Annotated in this window: 13 protein-coding genes and 2 pseudogenes; 9 read left to right on the top strand and 6 right to left on the bottom strand. The window is 72.3% G+C overall.

Going from position 1 to position 15,426, the window contains the following annotated elements; translation table 11 throughout:
- Positions 1 to 475 precede the first annotated feature (475 nt).
- A complete protein-coding gene (locus QEZ54_RS26345) occupies positions 476 to 1,123 on the bottom strand; it encodes a response regulator transcription factor (RefSeq protein WP_281307405.1) in 648 nt (215 codons plus the stop codon).
- 260 nt (positions 1,124 to 1,383) lie between these two features.
- On the opposite strand from QEZ54_RS26345, the pseudogene QEZ54_RS26340 reads away from it, so the two are divergent.
- The 4 genes and pseudogenes from QEZ54_RS26340 to QEZ54_RS26325 all read left to right on the top strand — a co-directional run.
- Positions 1,384 to 3,147 (top strand): annotated as a pseudogene (locus QEZ54_RS26340) (glycoside hydrolase family 6 protein); the annotation flags it as partial.
- Positions 3,133 to 5,250 (top strand): annotated as a pseudogene (locus QEZ54_RS26335) (cellulase family glycosylhydrolase); the annotation flags it as partial. The pseudogenes QEZ54_RS26340 and QEZ54_RS26335, both read left to right, overlap by 15 nt.
- Positions 5,227 to 5,757, top strand: coding sequence for a cellulose binding domain-containing protein (locus tag QEZ54_RS26330; RefSeq protein WP_281307556.1), 531 nt, complete (start codon positions 5,227 to 5,229; stop codon positions 5,755 to 5,757). The pseudogene QEZ54_RS26335 and the gene QEZ54_RS26330, both read left to right, overlap by 24 nt.
- 71 nt (positions 5,758 to 5,828) lie before the next feature.
- Positions 5,829 to 6,620: an enoyl-CoA hydratase/isomerase family protein gene (locus tag QEZ54_RS26325; protein WP_281307404.1), complete on the top strand. Its 792-nt coding sequence runs from the start codon at positions 5,829 to 5,831 to the stop codon at positions 6,618 to 6,620.
- Between the two features lie 227 nt (positions 6,621 to 6,847).
- Here QEZ54_RS26325 and QEZ54_RS26320 read toward each other — a convergent pair whose 3' ends face one another.
- From QEZ54_RS26320 to QEZ54_RS26305, 4 genes are all read right to left on the bottom strand, one after another.
- Positions 6,848 to 8,002, bottom strand: a complete 1,155-nt coding sequence (locus QEZ54_RS26320) for a low temperature requirement protein A (RefSeq protein ID WP_281307403.1) — start codon at positions 8,000 to 8,002, stop codon at positions 6,848 to 6,850.
- A 232-nt stretch (positions 8,003 to 8,234) separates the two neighbouring features.
- Entirely contained in the window at positions 8,235 to 9,464 is a 1,230-nt protein-coding gene (locus QEZ54_RS26315) for an MFS transporter (protein ID WP_281307555.1), read from the bottom strand.
- Between the two features lie 61 nt (positions 9,465 to 9,525).
- Entirely contained in the window at positions 9,526 to 10,734 is a 1,209-nt protein-coding gene (locus tag QEZ54_RS26310; protein ID WP_281307402.1) for a Bcr/CflA family multidrug efflux MFS transporter, read from the bottom strand.
- On the bottom strand, positions 10,731 to 11,999 hold the full coding sequence (locus QEZ54_RS26305) for an MFS transporter (RefSeq protein WP_281307401.1): 1,269 nt from the start codon (positions 11,997 to 11,999) through the stop codon (positions 10,731 to 10,733). Before QEZ54_RS26305 ends, QEZ54_RS26310 begins: the two co-directional genes overlap by 4 nt.
- A gap of 95 nt (positions 12,000 to 12,094) precedes the next feature.
- On the opposite strand from QEZ54_RS26305, the gene QEZ54_RS26300 reads away from it, so the two are divergent.
- The 5 genes from QEZ54_RS26300 to QEZ54_RS26280 are packed head-to-tail and all read left to right on the top strand — an operon-like array spanning position 12,095 to position 14,794.
- The gene (locus QEZ54_RS26300; RefSeq protein WP_281307400.1) at positions 12,095 to 12,754 is read left to right on the top strand and encodes an FCD domain-containing protein; all 660 of its coding nucleotides are present in this window, start codon (positions 12,095 to 12,097) and stop codon (positions 12,752 to 12,754) included.
- Between the two features lie 60 nt (positions 12,755 to 12,814).
- On the top strand, positions 12,815 to 13,027 hold the full coding sequence (locus QEZ54_RS26295; protein ID WP_281307399.1) for a type II toxin-antitoxin system VapB family antitoxin: 213 nt from the start codon (positions 12,815 to 12,817) through the stop codon (positions 13,025 to 13,027).
- Entirely contained in the window at positions 13,024 to 13,422 is a 399-nt protein-coding gene (locus QEZ54_RS26290) for a PIN domain-containing protein (protein ID WP_281307398.1), read from the top strand. Before QEZ54_RS26295 ends, QEZ54_RS26290 begins: the two co-directional genes overlap by 4 nt.
- Positions 13,415 to 13,957 carry an aminoglycoside adenylyltransferase gene (locus QEZ54_RS26285; protein ID WP_281307397.1) on the top strand — a complete coding sequence of 181 codons (543 nt, stop codon included), beginning with the start codon at positions 13,415 to 13,417 and terminating at the stop codon, positions 13,955 to 13,957. The genes QEZ54_RS26290 and QEZ54_RS26285 overlap by 8 nt, the downstream gene beginning before the upstream one ends.
- Before the next feature lie 42 nt (positions 13,958 to 13,999).
- The gene (locus QEZ54_RS26280; protein WP_281307396.1) at positions 14,000 to 14,794 is read left to right on the top strand and encodes a class I SAM-dependent methyltransferase; all 795 of its coding nucleotides are present in this window, start codon (positions 14,000 to 14,002) and stop codon (positions 14,792 to 14,794) included.
- A 90-nt stretch (positions 14,795 to 14,884) separates the two neighbouring features.
- Here QEZ54_RS26280 and QEZ54_RS26275 read toward each other — a convergent pair whose 3' ends face one another.
- Positions 14,885 to 15,316 (bottom strand): OsmC family protein, encoded by a 432-nt coding sequence (locus QEZ54_RS26275; RefSeq protein WP_281307395.1) that lies wholly within the window; start codon positions 15,314 to 15,316, stop codon positions 14,885 to 14,887.
- Positions 15,317 to 15,426 lie beyond the last annotated feature (110 nt).

Here is a 15,426-nt window from a genome sequence, read left to right as displayed (position 1 = left end):
ACCGGGTGCGGCGCGCTGGCGGACCGGCGAGCCGCGGCCCCGCCTTGATCCGGAATCGTGGACGCTGGACGTCGCCAGGACAGCATCCAGCGTCCACGATTCCGGATCTTGAGGGAGCCCCGGCCCGCCGTGCTCGATGGCGCGAGCACATCACGCGGGTAATGCCCCGGCTACGGTGCCGGGTGCGGCGGCAGGGTGCCCGACGGGAACTCCGTCCCCGTCGCCGGGCAGTCGGGCGCCGTTGCGCGCACCCAACACCCCTTGGGTGCGCCCGGCCGAAACTAGGGTGCCGCCCGCCCACCCGCGTTCCGGCCAGTCAGTCCGGCGCGGGCGGTCGGGGCGGATCAAGATCGCTCAAGTTGCCGGGCGATCGGGCGATTGCCGTCCCAAGATACGCCCACCTGCCCGGCAGCTCGGATGACCTTGACGTCGGCCCGGCCCGGGTCGGAGCGGAGCGGGACAGGGCGGGACGGGGTCAGCGGGGGTGGCGGCGGGGGTTGCGCCAGGTGGTGACGGCCTGGGCGCGGGTGTGGGCGCCGAGCTTGGCGAAGATGCGGTTGACGTGGTTCTCGACCGTCTTGGTGGCTAGGACCAGGCGGGTGGCGATGGCGGCGTTGGACAGGCCGCCGGCGATCAGGTCCATCACCTCGCGTTCGCGGCGGGACAGGCCGTGCCGGTCGGGGCGGGGCTGCTCGCGGGCGGCCCGGCGTACGCTGCTGACCAGCACGGAGGCGGCGGTGGGGGACAGGTGCGACTCGCCGCCGGCGACCGCGTGGATGGCCTGGCGCAGCTCGGCCGGGCCGAACTGGCCGTGCACCAGGTAGCCCGCCGCCCCGAACCGCACCGCGGCCAGCACGACCTCCTCCTCGACGGTGCGGGTCAGCATCAGCACCCGGCTGTGCGCGCTGATCGAGGCGACCACGGAGAGCCCGTCGCGCTGCGGCATCCGGTGGTCGAGCAGGGTGACCGTGGGGCGCAGGGTGGCGGCCAGCTCCAGCGCGCGGAGCCCGTCGCCGGCCTCGCCGACCACGCTGAGCGGCCCCTGCTCGTGCAGCATCTCCCGCAGCACCGCCCGTACGACGCTGTTGTCGTCGGCGACCAGCACGGTGATGCCCTCGTCCATGCGCCCACGGTAGCGGCGGCGAAGCCGCACCGGCCAGCAGTTGCGTGACGGGACGGGCACCACGGCGTCACGCGGGGGACTCGAATCCCGGTCTCGCGGGACATCCGAATGCGGTTGTCCCGCCTGTCCGGGGACATTCATGCCAACGATTGCGGGTTCATTGCCAACCGTCGAAATCGGATCCTAGGCTCACCGCCACGGGAGCGCTCCCGAGGTGAACGGCCTGCCGGCCGTCCACTCGGGTCGGTTCGCATCGCCCGATGCGGACCGTTGCCGCAGTGTCGCCCGCACCTGACGCGGTGAACGAGGAGGGCAGACTCGTGGGCAGATTGGGAGCGCTCCCAACATCAATTCCCGCTCCTTCCGGAAGGTCGACGATGCAACGCAGGACAAGACGGGCCGGGTGGCGCCTGGGCGCCGCCGCGCTCGCGCTGACGACCGCGGCGGCGGTGGCGCTCTCGGTGGCCACCTCCGCCAGCGCGGCCGAGGCGCACCTGGACAACCCCTTCGCCGGGGCCACCACCTACGTCAACCCCGACTACGCCACGCTGGTCGACGGCTCCATCGCGCAGACCGCCGACGCCACGCTCAAGGCGAAGATGCAGACGGTGAAGTCGTACCCCACCGCGGTGTGGCTCGACCGGATCGCCGCCATCCACGGCGGCACCGCCAACGCCGGGCGCAAGAGCCTGGCCGACCACCTGAACCTCGCGGTGGCGCAGAAGGGCAGCGGGCCGATCACGGCCACGTTCGTCATCTACGACCTGCCCGGCCGCGACTGCGCCGCGCTGGCCTCCAACGGCGAGCTGCCGCTCACGGCGGCGGGACTGGCCCGGTACAAGACCGAGTACATCGACGCGATCGCAGCCGAGTTCGCCAAGCCGGCGTACTCCAACGTGCGGATCATCGCGATCATCGAGCCGGACGGGCTGCCCAACCTGGTCACCAACGTGGCCAGCGACCCGGAGTGCCAGCAGGCCAAGAGCAGCGGCATCCAGGTGCAGGCGGCGCAGTACGCGCTGAACAAGCTGCACGCGATCACCAACGTGTACACGTACATGGACATCGCCCACTCGGGCTGGCTGGGCTGGGACAACAACCTGTCCGGCACGGTGCAGCTGTTCACGCAGGTGGCCCAGGGCACCACGGCCGGTCTGGCCAGCGTCGACGGCTTCGTCACCAACGTGTCGAACTACACGCCGACGGCCGAGCCGTTCCTGCCCGACCCGGCGCTCAGCGTCGGCGGCCAGCCGATCAAGAGCGGCACCTACTACGAGTGGAACCCGCAGTTCGACGAGTCCGACTTCACCGCGGCGCTGTACACGGCGTTCACGGCCGCGGGCTGGCCGACGGGCATCGGCATGCTGGTCGACACCTCCCGCAACGGCTGGGGCGGCGCCGGTCGGCCGACCGCGGCCAGCACCAGCACCTCGCTGAACACGTACGTCACCGAGTCGAAGGTGGACCGGCGCACGCACCGCGGCCTGTGGTGCAACACCGCCGGGGCCGGTCTGGGCGCGCCGCCGCAGGCCTCGCCGAGCGGGTACACCGCCTCGCACCTGGACGCCTACGTCTGGATCAAGCCGCCGGGCGAGTCGGACGGGTCGAGCTCCACCATCCCGAACGACGAGGGCAAGCTCGCCGACCCGATGTGCAACCCGGACTACACCGCGCCCAACGCGGGCGGCAACAAGACCAACGCGCTGCCCAACGCCCCGCTGGCCGGGCACTGGTTCCACGACCAGTTCGCGATGCTGGTCGCCAACGCCAACCCGCCGGTGCCGACCGCCCCGGTCGACGACACCCAGGCTCCGTCGACCCCGACCGGCCTGACCGTCACCGGCACGAACGCGAGCAGCGTCTCGCTGTCGTGGACCGCCTCCACCGACAACGTGGGCGTGGCCGGCTACAACGTGTTCCGGGGCACGACCAAGGTCAACGGCTCGCCGGTGACCGGCACGACCTACACCGACTCGGGCCTCACCGCCTCGACGGCGTACACCTACACCGTGCGGGCGGTCGACGCGGCCGGCAACACCTCGGCGGCTTCGAGCAGCGTCACCGGCACGACCACGGCCGGTGGCGGCGACACCACCGCGCCCAGCGCCCCGGCCAACCTGCGCACCGGCTCCGTCTCGGCGACGAGCGTGTCGCTGGCCTGGGACGCCTCGACCGACAACGTCGCCGTCACCGGCTACGACGTCTACCGGGGCAGCGCCAGGGTCAACGCGAGTCCGGTCGCCGGGACGACGTACACCGACTCGGGGCTGACGGCGTCGACGGCGTACTCGTACACGGTGAAGGCCCGCGACGCGGCCGGGAACACCTCGGCGGCCTCGGCGGCGCTGAGCGTGACCACGACCGGCACGACCACCGGCACGGGCAAGGACTGGCTGCACACCGTCGGCAACAAGATCGTCGACGAGAACGGCAACCAGGTCTGGCTGACCGGCACCAACTGGTTCGGCTTCAACGCCACGGAGAAGGTGTTCCACGGCCTGTGGTCGGGCAACATCACCCAGATCACGAGGTCGATGGCGCAGCGCGGCATCAACATCGTGCGCGTGCCGATCTCCACCCAGCTGCTGCTGGAGTGGAAGAACGGGCAGGCGGCGGTGCCCAGCGGCGTCAACACGTTCGCCAACCCGGAGCTGGTCGGCAAGACCACGCTGCAGGTGTGGGACTACTGGCTGGGCCTGTGCGAGCAGTACGGCATCAAGGTCATGATCGACGTGCACAGCGCCGAGGCGGACAACTCCGGCCACATCTACCCGGTGTGGTGGAAGGGCGCGATCACGTCCGAGCTGTTCTACCAGGCCTGGGAGTGGGTCGCCGAACGGTACAGGAACAACGACACCGTCGTGGCGATGGACGTCAAGAACGAGCCGCACGGCAAGCACAACGAGAGCCCCCGCGCCAAGTGGGACAACTCGACCGACCAGGACAACTTCAAGAACACCTGCCAGACGGCCGGCAACCGGATCCTGGCGAAGAACCCGAACGTCCTCATCCTCTGCGAGGGCATCGAGATCTTCCCGAAGAACGGCACCAACTGGTCCTCCACCGTCGAGGGCGACTACCACTTCAACTGGTGGGGCGGCAACCTGCGCGGCGTCGCGAACTACCCGGTCAACCTGGGCGCCAACCAGGACCAGCTGGTGTACTCGCCGCACGACTACGGCCCGCTGGTGTTCAACCAGCCGTGGTTCCAGAAGCCGTTCGACAAGGCCTCGCTGACCGCCGACGTGTGGGACCCGAACTGGCTCTACATCCACAAGCAGAACAAGGCTCCGCTGCTGGTCGGCGAGTGGGGCGGCCGGCTGGGCATGGACGCCGGCCAGGACAAGTGGATGTACGCGCTGCGCGACCTGATCATCGAGAACAGGCTGCACCACACCTTCTGGTGCCTCAACCCCAACTCCGGTGACACCGGCGGCCTGCTGCTCGACGACTGGGCCACCTGGGACGAGGCGAAGTACACCATGCTGAAGCCCTCGCTGTGGGCCTCGGGCGGCAAGTTCGTGAGCCTCGACCACCAGGTGAAGCTGGGCGGGGCGGGCAGCACCACCGGTATCAACCTGACCGATCTGTACGGCGGCACCAGCGACACCCAGGCCCCGTCGACCCCCGGCGGCCTGACCGTCACCGGCACCACCAGCAGCACCGTCTCGCTGTCCTGGACCGCCTCCACCGACAACGTGGCCGTCACCGGCTACGACGTCTACCGGGCCGGGGTGCGCGTCAACGCCAACCCGGTGCTGGGCACCACGTACACCGACTCGGGGCTCGCAGCCTCGACCGCGTACGGCTACACGGTCAAGGCGCTGGACGCGGCCGGGAACGTGTCGGCGGCCTCGGCCGCGGTCACCGGCACCACGACCGCAGGCGGCGGCGACACCCAGGCACCGAGCGTGCCGACCGGGCTGACCGTCACCGGCACCACGCAGACCAGCGTGTCGCTGTCGTGGACCGCCTCCACCGACAACACGGCCGTGACCGGCTACGACGTCTACCGGGGCGCCACGAAGGTCAACGCCAACCCGGTCACCGGCACGACGTACACCGACTCGGGGCTGAGTGCCGCGACGACGTACTCGTACTCGGTGCGGGCACGCGACGCCGCTGGCAACGTCTCGGCCGCCTCGGCGTCCGTGACCGCCACGACGCAGTCCACCACCCCGCCGGGCAGCCTGAAGGTGCAGTACAAGAACAACGGCGGCTCGGCCACCGACGGCGAGATCCGGCCCGGCCTGCAGGTGGTCAACACCGGCAGTGGCGCGCTGAGCCTGAGCACGGTGAAGGTGCGCTACTACTTCACCCGCGACGGCTCGACCTCGATCAACGTGTTCTGCGACTACGCCCAGCTCGGCTGCGGCAACCTGACCACCGCCGTGGTCGCGCTGCCCACCGCCGTCAACGGCGCGGACGCGTACCTGGAGATCGGCTTCACCGGTGGCAGCCTCGCCGCCGGGGCCAACACGGGTGAGATGCAGCTGCGGCTGAACAAGGCCGACTGGTCCTCGTTCAACGAGAACAACGACTACAGCTACGGCACCGGCACCGCGTTCACGGACGCCACCAAGGTCACCGCGTACGTCGGCGGCACGCTGTCGTGGGGGGTGGTTCCTTCCTGATCACCTCCCGAACGACAGTTCGGCTCTGAGAGACTCGCGTCCACCGGCCCGCCGCCGGTGGACGCGAGTCCGTGCGTTTCCAGGAGGCCGCCATCGACACGCCCCGGCTCGACCTCGACCTGACCGGCCAGGTGGCCACGGTGACCATCGTCAACCCGGCCCGGCGCAACGCCATGACCAACGACATGTGGGCCGCGCTGCCGCGGCTGCTCGACGAGCTGCGCGCCGACGCGGGGGTACGGGTGCTGGTGCTCACCCGCGCCGGGGGCACCTTCTGCGCCGGGGCCGACATCACCGAGGTCGACCGCCTGGTCGCCGAGGGCGAGCAGAGTCTGGCGGTACGCGCCGAGCAGGCCGTCGCCGCGTTCCCGAAACCGACGCTCGCCGCGATCGAGGGCGACTGCGTCGGCGGTGGCTGCCAGCTCGCCGCCGCCTGCGACCTGCGCTTCGCCGCCGAGGGCGCCCGCTTCGGGGTGACCCCGGCCCGGCTGGGCATCGTCTACCCCGCCTCGACGACGGCGCGGCTGGTCGCCCTGATCGGCCCGTCCGCCACCAAGCACCTGCTCTACTCCGCCGACCTGATCGGCGCCGACCGGGCGCTGCGCATCGGCCTCATCGACGAGTTGCACCCGGCCGCCGACCTGGCCGCCCGGGTGGCGGCGTTCGCCGGGCGCCTGGCCGAGCGCTCACTGCTGACCCAGGTCGCCGCGAAGGAGTTCGTCGAGGCGAGCGTGCACGGCACCGTCGAGCCCGGCTGGGTGGCCGACTGGCACGACCTGATGCGCACCAGCGGCGAGGCCGCCGAGGGCATCGCCGCCTTCAACGAACGCCGCACCCCCGCCTTCCCCTGGTCCCCGCACTGACCCCACCCAACCCCCTCCACCCACCCCCTCCACCCACCCCCTCCACCCCGCACCCGCGCGCCGCACCCGCCCCGCCCCGCCGCGTAGCGTCGGCGACGTGGCTGCAGTTTCGGGGAAACTGCTCGAAAGGCGGCCAAGATTCCCGCAGTTTCCCCGAAACTGCGCGACGCGGCGCGACGCGGCGCGACGCGGTGCGGGTGCGCGGTGCGGGGTGCGGGTGCGGGCGGTTACCGGGTGCGGGGGCCGGTGGCCACGACGAGGGCGACCAGCAGTGCCAGTACGGCCGCGATGACGTGCACCGGCGCACCCGTCAGCGGCGCGAGCAGCACCAGCGCGACAGCCACCGGGTACGCCGCGACCACCAGGCGCTCCCGGCGCGGGAGCACCTGCAGCAGCCAGACGCTGAGCAGGTACACGGCGACCGGGACCGCGGTGGCGTAGCCGGCCACCGGGCCGGACAGGTGGCTGGCGTGGGTGTCGTAGTCGACCGACACGGCCAGCCCGGCGCCGACCGCGGCGGCCGAGGCCAGGATCGCGTAGTGGCCGTACCCCCAGCGGAAGCCCGCGCGGGTGGAGGTGATCAGGTCATGGGCGGGCCGGTCGAAGTAGAGCCACCACATCGCGAACACGGTCACCAGCCCGGCCAGCGCCAGCCCGACCAGGCGCGGGTCGTGCCCGCTGCCGAGCCCGGACTCGATGGCCAGCGTCGCGGCCAGCACCGACTCGCCCAGCACGATCAGCGTGAACAGGCCGTACCGTTCGGCGATGTGGTGCGGGTGCCACCGGGTCGGCGCGGCGCGCTCGGCCCACAGCGGCACCGCCAGTTCGCACAGGACCAGTACGAAGAACGCGGGCAGCAGCAGGTCGTCGGGGAGCGCCAGCCGGGCGACCCAGCCGAGCTGCACTCCGGTGATGCCCGCGGCGAAGCGCAGCGCGGTCATCCGGCGCGGCGGGTCCTGCCGGGACACGCGCAGCCACTGGGCGACCATGGCCATCCGCATGATCACGTAGCCGACGGTGATGACCGTGAAGTTGCCGTCGTCGAAGGCGCTGGGCACGCCCGCGGCCAGGGTCAGCGCGCCCGCGATCTGGACCAGCGTGGTCAGCCGGTACGGCACGTCGTCGGTGTCGTAGGCCGAGGCGAACCAGGTGAAGTTCATCCACGCCCACCAGACGGCGAAGAAGACCGTCAGGTAGCCCAGCACCCCGTGCCCGATGTGCCCCTCGGTGACGTCGTGGTGCAGGTGTGCCGCCGCCTGGGCGACCGCGACCACGAAGCACAGGTCGAAGAAGAGTTCCAGCGGAGTCGACGCGCGGTGCGGCTCGTGCGGCTGGCGCGAGGTCATCGGCCGGTACAGGCGGCTGGTCGGGCTGGGCACCATCGCAGGCTACGGCAGCGGACGGGCCGGTACCCGGCAGGCCGGCGCGCGCCCGTACCTGTCGCGGGAACGGCGCGCACCGGCCTGCCACGCGGGGTTCCGGCGTGCGTGCCGCGCCGGAACCCCGGCCCACACCGGGGGTATGCCTATACGGGTGCATCTATCGACGACCTATTATGGAAGCGCTCCCATTCTCGCGGATGTCACGAAAATGTCAAGTCGCGGCAACATCCGCTCAGCGCACGGCGGCCAGTTCGGACTTGTCCGCCCCGGGCGAGCGCAGGGCTGCCACCCCGCGCACCGCGAACACGCCGTACGTGGTGGCCAGCAGGACCACCACCGCCACCAGCGCGAAGACGGGCAGCCCGATGGTCAGCGCCAGCAGCGGCGCGACCGCGATCGCGATCGGCTGCAGCGCGAAGTTGCCGATCGACTCCAGCGCGAACACCCGCCCCTGCACCTCGGCCGGGAACTCGGTCTGCAGCGCGGTGAACCACAGCACCACGAACACGCCGATGCCGGCCCAGGCCAGCACCTCGGCCACCGCCCACGCCCACAGCGGCACCGGCACCGCCAGGCAGACGGGCAGCAGCGCGCAGGGCAGCAGGGCGTTCATCGCCCATACGCCCGCCCGGCGGGTGCGGATGCGCCCGGCCAGCGCCGAGCCCAGCACCATGCCCACCGAGGCGCTGGCCGACAGCCAGCCGTAGGCGGCCGGGCCGAAGCGCTCCTGGCTGACGATCGGCACCAGGGTGTAGTTGGGCGCGAACAGGAAGAACACCTGGACCGTGCCCTGCAGCATGACCACCAGAGCCCAGGGGCGGCGGCGTACCTCGCGGACGCCGTCGCGCGCCTCGCCCAGCATCGCGCCCATGCCCCTGCCCGCCGTCGTCTCGGCCACCCGCGGCAGCTTGAGCCACAGCAGCGTGGCCAGGCTGACGGCGAAGGTCGCCACGTCGACCACCAGCGCGCCGCGCGCGCTCAGCAGGGTGACCAGGCCCGCGCCGATCAGGGCGCCGATCGCCGCGCCGACCCGCTTGGTCGAGGAGTCCAGCGCGTTGGCCTGCTGGCGCAGCTCCGGGCCGACCAGCTGGGGCAGCGCGGCGCGGTGCGCGGGCTCGTACAGGGCGCCGCCGATGCCCAGCAGGCAGGCGGCCGCGACCGGCAGCCACAGCGGCCCGCGCGCGCCGAACGCGATCAGTCCGAGCACGCCCACCACCCGGACCACGTCCGACACGGCCATGACCAGGCTGCGGGAGTACCGGTCGGCGATGACGCCCCCGGCGAGCAGCAGCAGCACGCTGGCGGCCGCCTCGGCGGCCAGGATCACCCCGAACGCCTGCGGGCCCCGGGCGGGGAGGATCAGCGCGGGCAGGGCCACGAGCCCGATCGAGTTGCCGACGACACTGGTCACCTGCCCGGCCCAGAACGCCAGGTAGCGGCGGTCGCGCAGCAGGGTCGCCATGGTGCTCACGGCTGCATGCTGCCTGGTCGGTACCCGGTGATCAAGCGTTTTCCGTCTTTGATCAGGCCGGCTCGGCCAGGCCGGGGCGGGTGAGCACGGTCAGCGCCGCCGCCGACAGACAGGCGAAGCCCAGCATGGTCACCGCCATCGGCACTCCGCCCGCCGCGCCCAACACCGCCATGATCGGCCCGGCCAGGGCCCCGGTGCCCGACTGCATCGCGCCCATCACCGCCGAGGCGGTGCCCGCCATCTGCGGGTGGTCCTCCAGGGCCAGCGTGATCGCGTTCGGGGTGAGCATGCCCAGGCTCGCGATGTAGGCGAACAGGCAGGCCACGACCCCGGCCGCGCTGCCCAGCTCCGCGGCGCCCAGCATCACGGCGGCGGCGACCACGACCACGCTCAGCGCGGCGAACAGCAGCGTACGCGGGGCGTGCCGGCCGACCAGCCGGGCGTTGAGCTGCCCCACCAGCACCAACCCGAGCGAGTTCATGCCGAAGATCAGCCCGTAGCCCGCCGCGGAGATGCCGAACCCCTCCTGCAGCACGAACGAGCCGCTGGTCAGGTACGCGAACAGCCCCGCGAAGGCCAGCCCCTGGCCGAGGACGTAGCCGAGGAAGCGCCGGTCGCCGGTCAGCACCCGCACGGCCCGGCCGATCTCGGCCAGCCCGCCGGTGCGGCGCCGCTGCACCGGCAACGTCTCGGGCAGCCAGCGGACCACCACCCCGACCATGACCAGCCCGTACGCGGCGAGCAGCCAGAACACGCCGCGCCAGCTGGTGAACCGCAGCACCGCCGCGCCGATGGTGGGCGCGACCACCGGCGCTACCCCGAAGACCAGCGTGAGCCGGGAGAAGAAGCGCGACGCCTCGGCGCCGCGGAACAGGTCGCGTACCACGGCGCGGGCGACGGTGATGCCCATGCCGCCGGCGACGCCCTGGACCAGGCGCAGGCCGGTGAGCAGTCCGATCTGCGGGGCGAGCGCGATCAGGGCGCTGGCCGCGGTGAACACGGCCGCCCCGATCAGCGCGGGGCGGCGGCGGCCCCAGCGGTCGGCCAGCGGCCCGCTGACCAGCTGGCCCAGTGCCAGGCCGATCAGCGCCACGGTGAGCGTCGTCTGCACCGCGGCATCCGAGACGCGCAGGTCGGCGGCGATGCGGGGGAACGCGGGCAGGTACATGTCGAACGACAGCGCGCCGAAGGCGGACATGCTGCCCAGGACGAAGATCAGGGTGATGCGGTTCGGTGCTGGAGCGGGTTGCGCGGCGGTCACGGATGGACCGAACCACGCCGAGGGGCGAGTTCGTGCCAGATGTGAGCGCGGTTACAGGCCTCGTCCTCCAGGTGGCGCGGCCGGGCGGCGGCGATCCCGGCGACGGCCTGCACCACGGCGGCGGCGAGCAGGAAGCCCAGCGGGAGGGTCCAGCCGCCGGTCAGCTCGTACAGCACGCCGACGACCAGCGGTCCCAGCGCGGCGATCAGGTAGCCGGTGCTCTGCGCGAACGCCGACAGGGCCACCACGCCCCGCTGCGTGCGCGCCCGCATCCCGATCATCGCCAGCGCCAGCGGGAACGCGCTCTGCCCGAACGCGAGCAGGACCACCCAGGCCAGGGCGCCGGAGTGCGGGGCCAGGGCCAGGCCGACGTACGAGGCGATCATCGCGGTGGACATCAGCAGCACCAGGCCGCGCAGGTTGGTCAGGCGGCCCGCGATGGCGGGCATCAGCAGCGCGACCGGCACCCCGAAGGCGGGCACCGCCGCCAGCAGCAGCCCCGCCGTGGCCGGGCTGAACCCGGCGTCGCGGAACATCTGCGCCAGCCAGCCCATGGTGGCGTACCCGCTGAGCGACTGCGCGCCGAAGTAGACCGCCATCGCCCAGCCCAGCCGGGTGCGTCCGGGACGCAGCGGCTCGCCGTCCTCGGCGCCCGCCGCCCGGGCGGCCGCCCCGCGGCGGGTGGCCAGCCAGGGCAGCGCGGCGGCCAGGGCGAGCAGGCCCCAGACGCCCATGCCGGCGCGCCAGCCGCCCAGCGCGTGCGCGATCGGCACCGACACCGCGGCGGCCAGGGTGCTGCCCAGGATCAGGGTCATCGTGTAGACGCCGGTGACCAGCCCCGCCCGGTCCGGGAAGTGCTCTTTGACCAGGGCCGGGAGCAGGATGTTGGCCACCGCGATGCCCGCCAGCGCCAGCGCGCTGCTGAGCAGGAAGACGGTGGCCGAGTCGGTGACCACCCGGATCAGCTGCCCGGCGGCGAGCAGCAGCATCGAGCCGACCAGCAGCTGCGCGGCCGAGAGGCGGCGGGCCAGGCGCGGGGTGAGCGCCCCGAACGCGGCGAAGACCAGCGCGGGCAGCGTGGTGACGGCGCCCGCGGCGGTGGCCGACAGGTGGAGCCCGGCGCTGACCTCTTCGAGCAGCGCGCCGAGGCTGGTGATGGCGGCGCGCAGGTTCAGCGCGACCAGCAGGATGCCCGCGCCCGCGACCAGGGCGGTGCGGCCGCGCGAGGGCACGATGGTGACCCGGGCGGCGCGAGGTGCGATCATCTGCGGCACGGAACGAGGTGTGGCCTCGACGGCGGTCGGCGGCATACTTCCGATCGTAGAATCATGGGATGAATTTCGAGCTGGAGATGTAAGCAATGACACTGCGCTCCCCGACGCGCCAGACGCTGGTGCCACAGGTGATCGAGCAGCTGCGTACACAGATCAGCTCGGGTGAGTGGCCGGTGGGCAGCCGCATCCCCACCGAGCCCGATCTGGCCGCCGCGCTGGGCGTCGGCCGCAACACCGTCCGCGAGGCGGTCCGGGCCCTGGTGCACGCCGGAGTGCTCGAGTGCCGCCAGGGCTCCGGCACGTACGTCACCGCCACCCACGAGCTCACCGGGGTGGTGGCGCGGCGCCTGGCCGACGCCGAGATGGCCGAGGCGGTCGAGGTCCGGCGGGCGTTCGAGGTCGAGGCGGCGCGGCTCGCGGCGCAGCGGCGTACCCCCGCCGACCTGGAGCTGCTCGACGAGCTGCTGGCCGAGCGCGAGCGCTGCTGGGCGGGCCGCGACGCGGCCGCCTTCGTCGCCGCCGACGCCGACCTGCACATGGCGATCGTGGCCGCCGCGCACAACGCGATGCTCGCCGAGCTCTACGCCTCGTTCGGCACCGCCATGCGCGCCAGCCTCAGCCAGTACTTCGGCGAGCACCTCACCGACGACCGGTACACCGACCACGGCGACCTGGTCGAGGCGATCCGCGCGGGCGACCCCTCCCGCGCCGCCCGCGCCGCCGCCGCCTACCTCGACCCGGCCTAGCTTGCCCCGGCTTTGATATCCGCAATAACATTGGATATCCAAGCCTTTGATGGGGTGACGATGGCGAAGACACTTGTGGACGTCGACGAGGACCTGCTGGCGGAAGCGACTGCCGCGCTGGGCACGAACACCAAGAAGGACACGGTGAACAGCGCGCTGCGGCTCGCGGTGGAAGCCAGCCGGGAACGGCGTGAACAGGCGCTCGCGGAACTGCAGGCGATCGCCGACGAAGGCGGTTTCGACTTCGACCGGCTCGCGGACCTCGACAGGTGAAGTACCTCATCGACACCAGTGCGCTGGTGCGGGTGCTCCGGCGCCAGGTCGACGAGAAGTGGCACGGGTCGATCAACCGGGGGCTGGTGGCAGTCTGCGACCCGGTCCTGGCGGAAACGCTCACCATCGCTGACGCGAAGGCATACCAGCGGATCGAGGACAACCTGCTGGCTGCCCATCCGTGGGTTCCCGTGCCGGATGACGCCTGGGCGCTGATCGCAGTCGTACGGCGGGAACTGGCGACCCACAGCGCCCATCAAGGTCTGTCGGTCGCCGACTACCTCATCGTCGCCACGGCGATCCGGCTCAAGCTGACCGTGCTGCACGAGGACGCGGACTTCGAGACCGCTGCCCGGTACCTGCCTCAGCTGCGTCAGGAGCGCATCAGTGCCTGATGCCACCGCCGGCGACCTCGACCCGGCGATGCGAACGACACTTCAGCTCGCGGTCATCGCTGAGATCGCCGGAACGGCGGGCCGGGCCGGGGTGCCCGTGTGGCTGCGCGGCGGCTGGGCGACGGACTTCTTCCTGGGGGAGGTCACCCGGCCGCACCTGGATGTCGACTGGTTCTGCTGGGAGGGCGACGCCGACTCGGTGAGCGCGTTCGTCACGGGTCTGGGCTTCGCCGGGTACGGCGACAGCCCCGCGCAGCGGGACTTCGTACGCGGCCCGCTCGATCTCGGGTTCGCGCTGCTCGGACGGGACGCCGACGGCCGACCCGTGGTGCCGTCCGGGCCCTACGCGGGGGCGCGCTGGCCCGACGGGATGCTCGACTGGCCACCCGGCCGCATCGGCGACCTGGCCTGCCCCGTGATCAGCCCGCAGGCGCAGATCGAGCTCAAGCTGCGCTACCCGGAGTGGAACCCGGCGCTCGCCCGCCGGGACAAGGACCTCGCCGACATCGAGCTGCTCCGGGCCCGCCTCGCCTGAAACCGGTTGCCGGGCCGCCCGGCCGCGCCGAGCATCGGATGGATGCAGTACGAGATCGAGGACTACTACCGGCAGGGCGGCGAAAGCGGCCGCCTGTCCGACGGCGCCGGGCGCTGGGAGTTCCTGCGCACCTGGGACCTGCTCCAGCGCACCCTGCCCGCCGGGCCGCTCGCCGTCCTGGACGTAGGCGGGGCCACCGGCGTCTACGCCGGACCGCTGGCCAGCCAGGGCCACCGCGTACACGTCGTCGACCCCATGCCGGAGCACGTCGCCGCGGCCGCCGCGCTGCCCGGGGTGACCGCCGCCGTCGGCGACGCCCGCGCCCTGACCGAACCGGACGCGGCCTACGACGCGGTGCTGCTGCTCGGGCCGCTCTACCACCTGGTGGCGCGCGCCGACCGGATCGCCGCCTGGCGCGGGGCCGCCCGCGCGGTACGCCCCGGCGGTGTGGTCGCCGCGGCCACCATCAGCCGCTTCGCCTCGCTGCTCGACGGCTACGCGCGCGGGTACCTGGCCGACGAGGTGTTCGCCCGGATGCTGGAGCGCACCCTGGCCACCGGCGAGCACCGCAACCTGGGCACCGACCGGCACTGGTTCACCACCGCGTACTTCCACCGCCCCGACGAGCCCGCCGCCGAGGCGGCCGAGGCGGGGCTCGACTTCGTACGGTCGGCGGCCGTCGAAGGTCCGCTGTGGATGCTGCCCGCGCTCGACGAGGTGCTCGCCGAGCCGGGCCGTACCGAGCAGGCGCTCGCGCTCATGCGGCAGGTCGAGGGCGAGCCGCACCTGTGGGGCGCCAGCTCGCACCTGCTCACCGTGGCCCGCCGTCCCGCGTAGGACGGGAACCGTCCCGATCTGCGGAGCCTGGGACGCGGAACGGCCCGGTCCGCCGGCTCCCGCGGAGCCCGGACCGGGCCGATCGGTGGATCAGGCGGCCAGCGTCGCCTTGAGCGTGATCTCGGCGCCCGGCGACAGCAGCCGGGAGATCGGGCAGCCCGCCTTCGCGGCCTCGGCCAGCTTCAGGAACTCCGCCTCGTCGATGCCGGGCACGTTGCCGGTCGTCTCCAGGTCGATGCGGGTGACGGTCATGCCCGCGTCGGTCTTGTCCAGGTGGACGTTGGCGTTGGTGACCACGGCCGTCGGCACGTGGCCGGCGTCGGAGAGCTGCTTGGAGAAGGCCATCGAGAAGCAGCCCGCGTGGGCCGCCGCGATGAGCTCCTCGGGGTTGGTCCCCTCGCCCTCCTCGAAACGCGACTTGAACGAGTAGTTGGCCTGCAGGCCACCCTTGCCGGTCGCGATGGAGCCGGACCCTTCGGTGAGGTTGCCCTGCCAGCGAGCTGATGCGGTGCGAATAGGCATGCCCCAGACGCTAGCCCACCACGCCGCACCCTGCCCCGCCAACACCCGCGTTCCACGTCGCACTGTTGCGCTTTTCATAGACATTGGCCTATTACGAAGAAAATTAGAAG

This window comes from Catellatospora sp. KI3 (assembly GCF_029948125.1).
GTDB lineage: Bacteria > Actinomycetota > Actinomycetes > Mycobacteriales > Micromonosporaceae > Catellatospora.
This window is presented reverse-complemented; position numbering and strand designations above follow the sequence as displayed.

Excerpts from the sequence above, each read along its gene's own strand:
- QEZ54_RS26345 (WP_281307405.1), bottom strand. The coding sequence starts at position 1,123 with ATGGACGAGGGCATCACCGTGCTGGTCGCCGACGACAACAGCGTCGTA.
- QEZ54_RS26320 (WP_281307403.1), bottom strand. The coding sequence starts at position 8,002 with ATGGTGCCCAGCCCGACCAGCCGCCTGTACCGGCCGATGACCTCGCGC.
- QEZ54_RS26315 (WP_281307555.1), bottom strand. The coding sequence starts at position 9,464 with ATGGCGACCCTGCTGCGCGACCGCCGCTACCTGGCGTTCTGGGCCGGG.
- QEZ54_RS26305 (WP_281307401.1), bottom strand. The coding sequence starts at position 11,999 with ATGATCGCACCTCGCGCCGCCCGGGTCACCATCGTGCCCTCGCGCGGC.
- QEZ54_RS26300 (WP_281307400.1), top strand. The coding sequence starts at position 12,095 with ATGACACTGCGCTCCCCGACGCGCCAGACGCTGGTGCCACAGGTGATC.
- QEZ54_RS26295 (WP_281307399.1), top strand. The coding sequence starts at position 12,815 with ATGGCGAAGACACTTGTGGACGTCGACGAGGACCTGCTGGCGGAAGCG.
- QEZ54_RS26280 (WP_281307396.1), top strand. The coding sequence starts at position 14,000 with ATGCAGTACGAGATCGAGGACTACTACCGGCAGGGCGGCGAAAGCGGC.
- QEZ54_RS26275 (WP_281307395.1), bottom strand. The coding sequence starts at position 15,316 with ATGCCTATTCGCACCGCATCAGCTCGCTGGCAGGGCAACCTCACCGAA.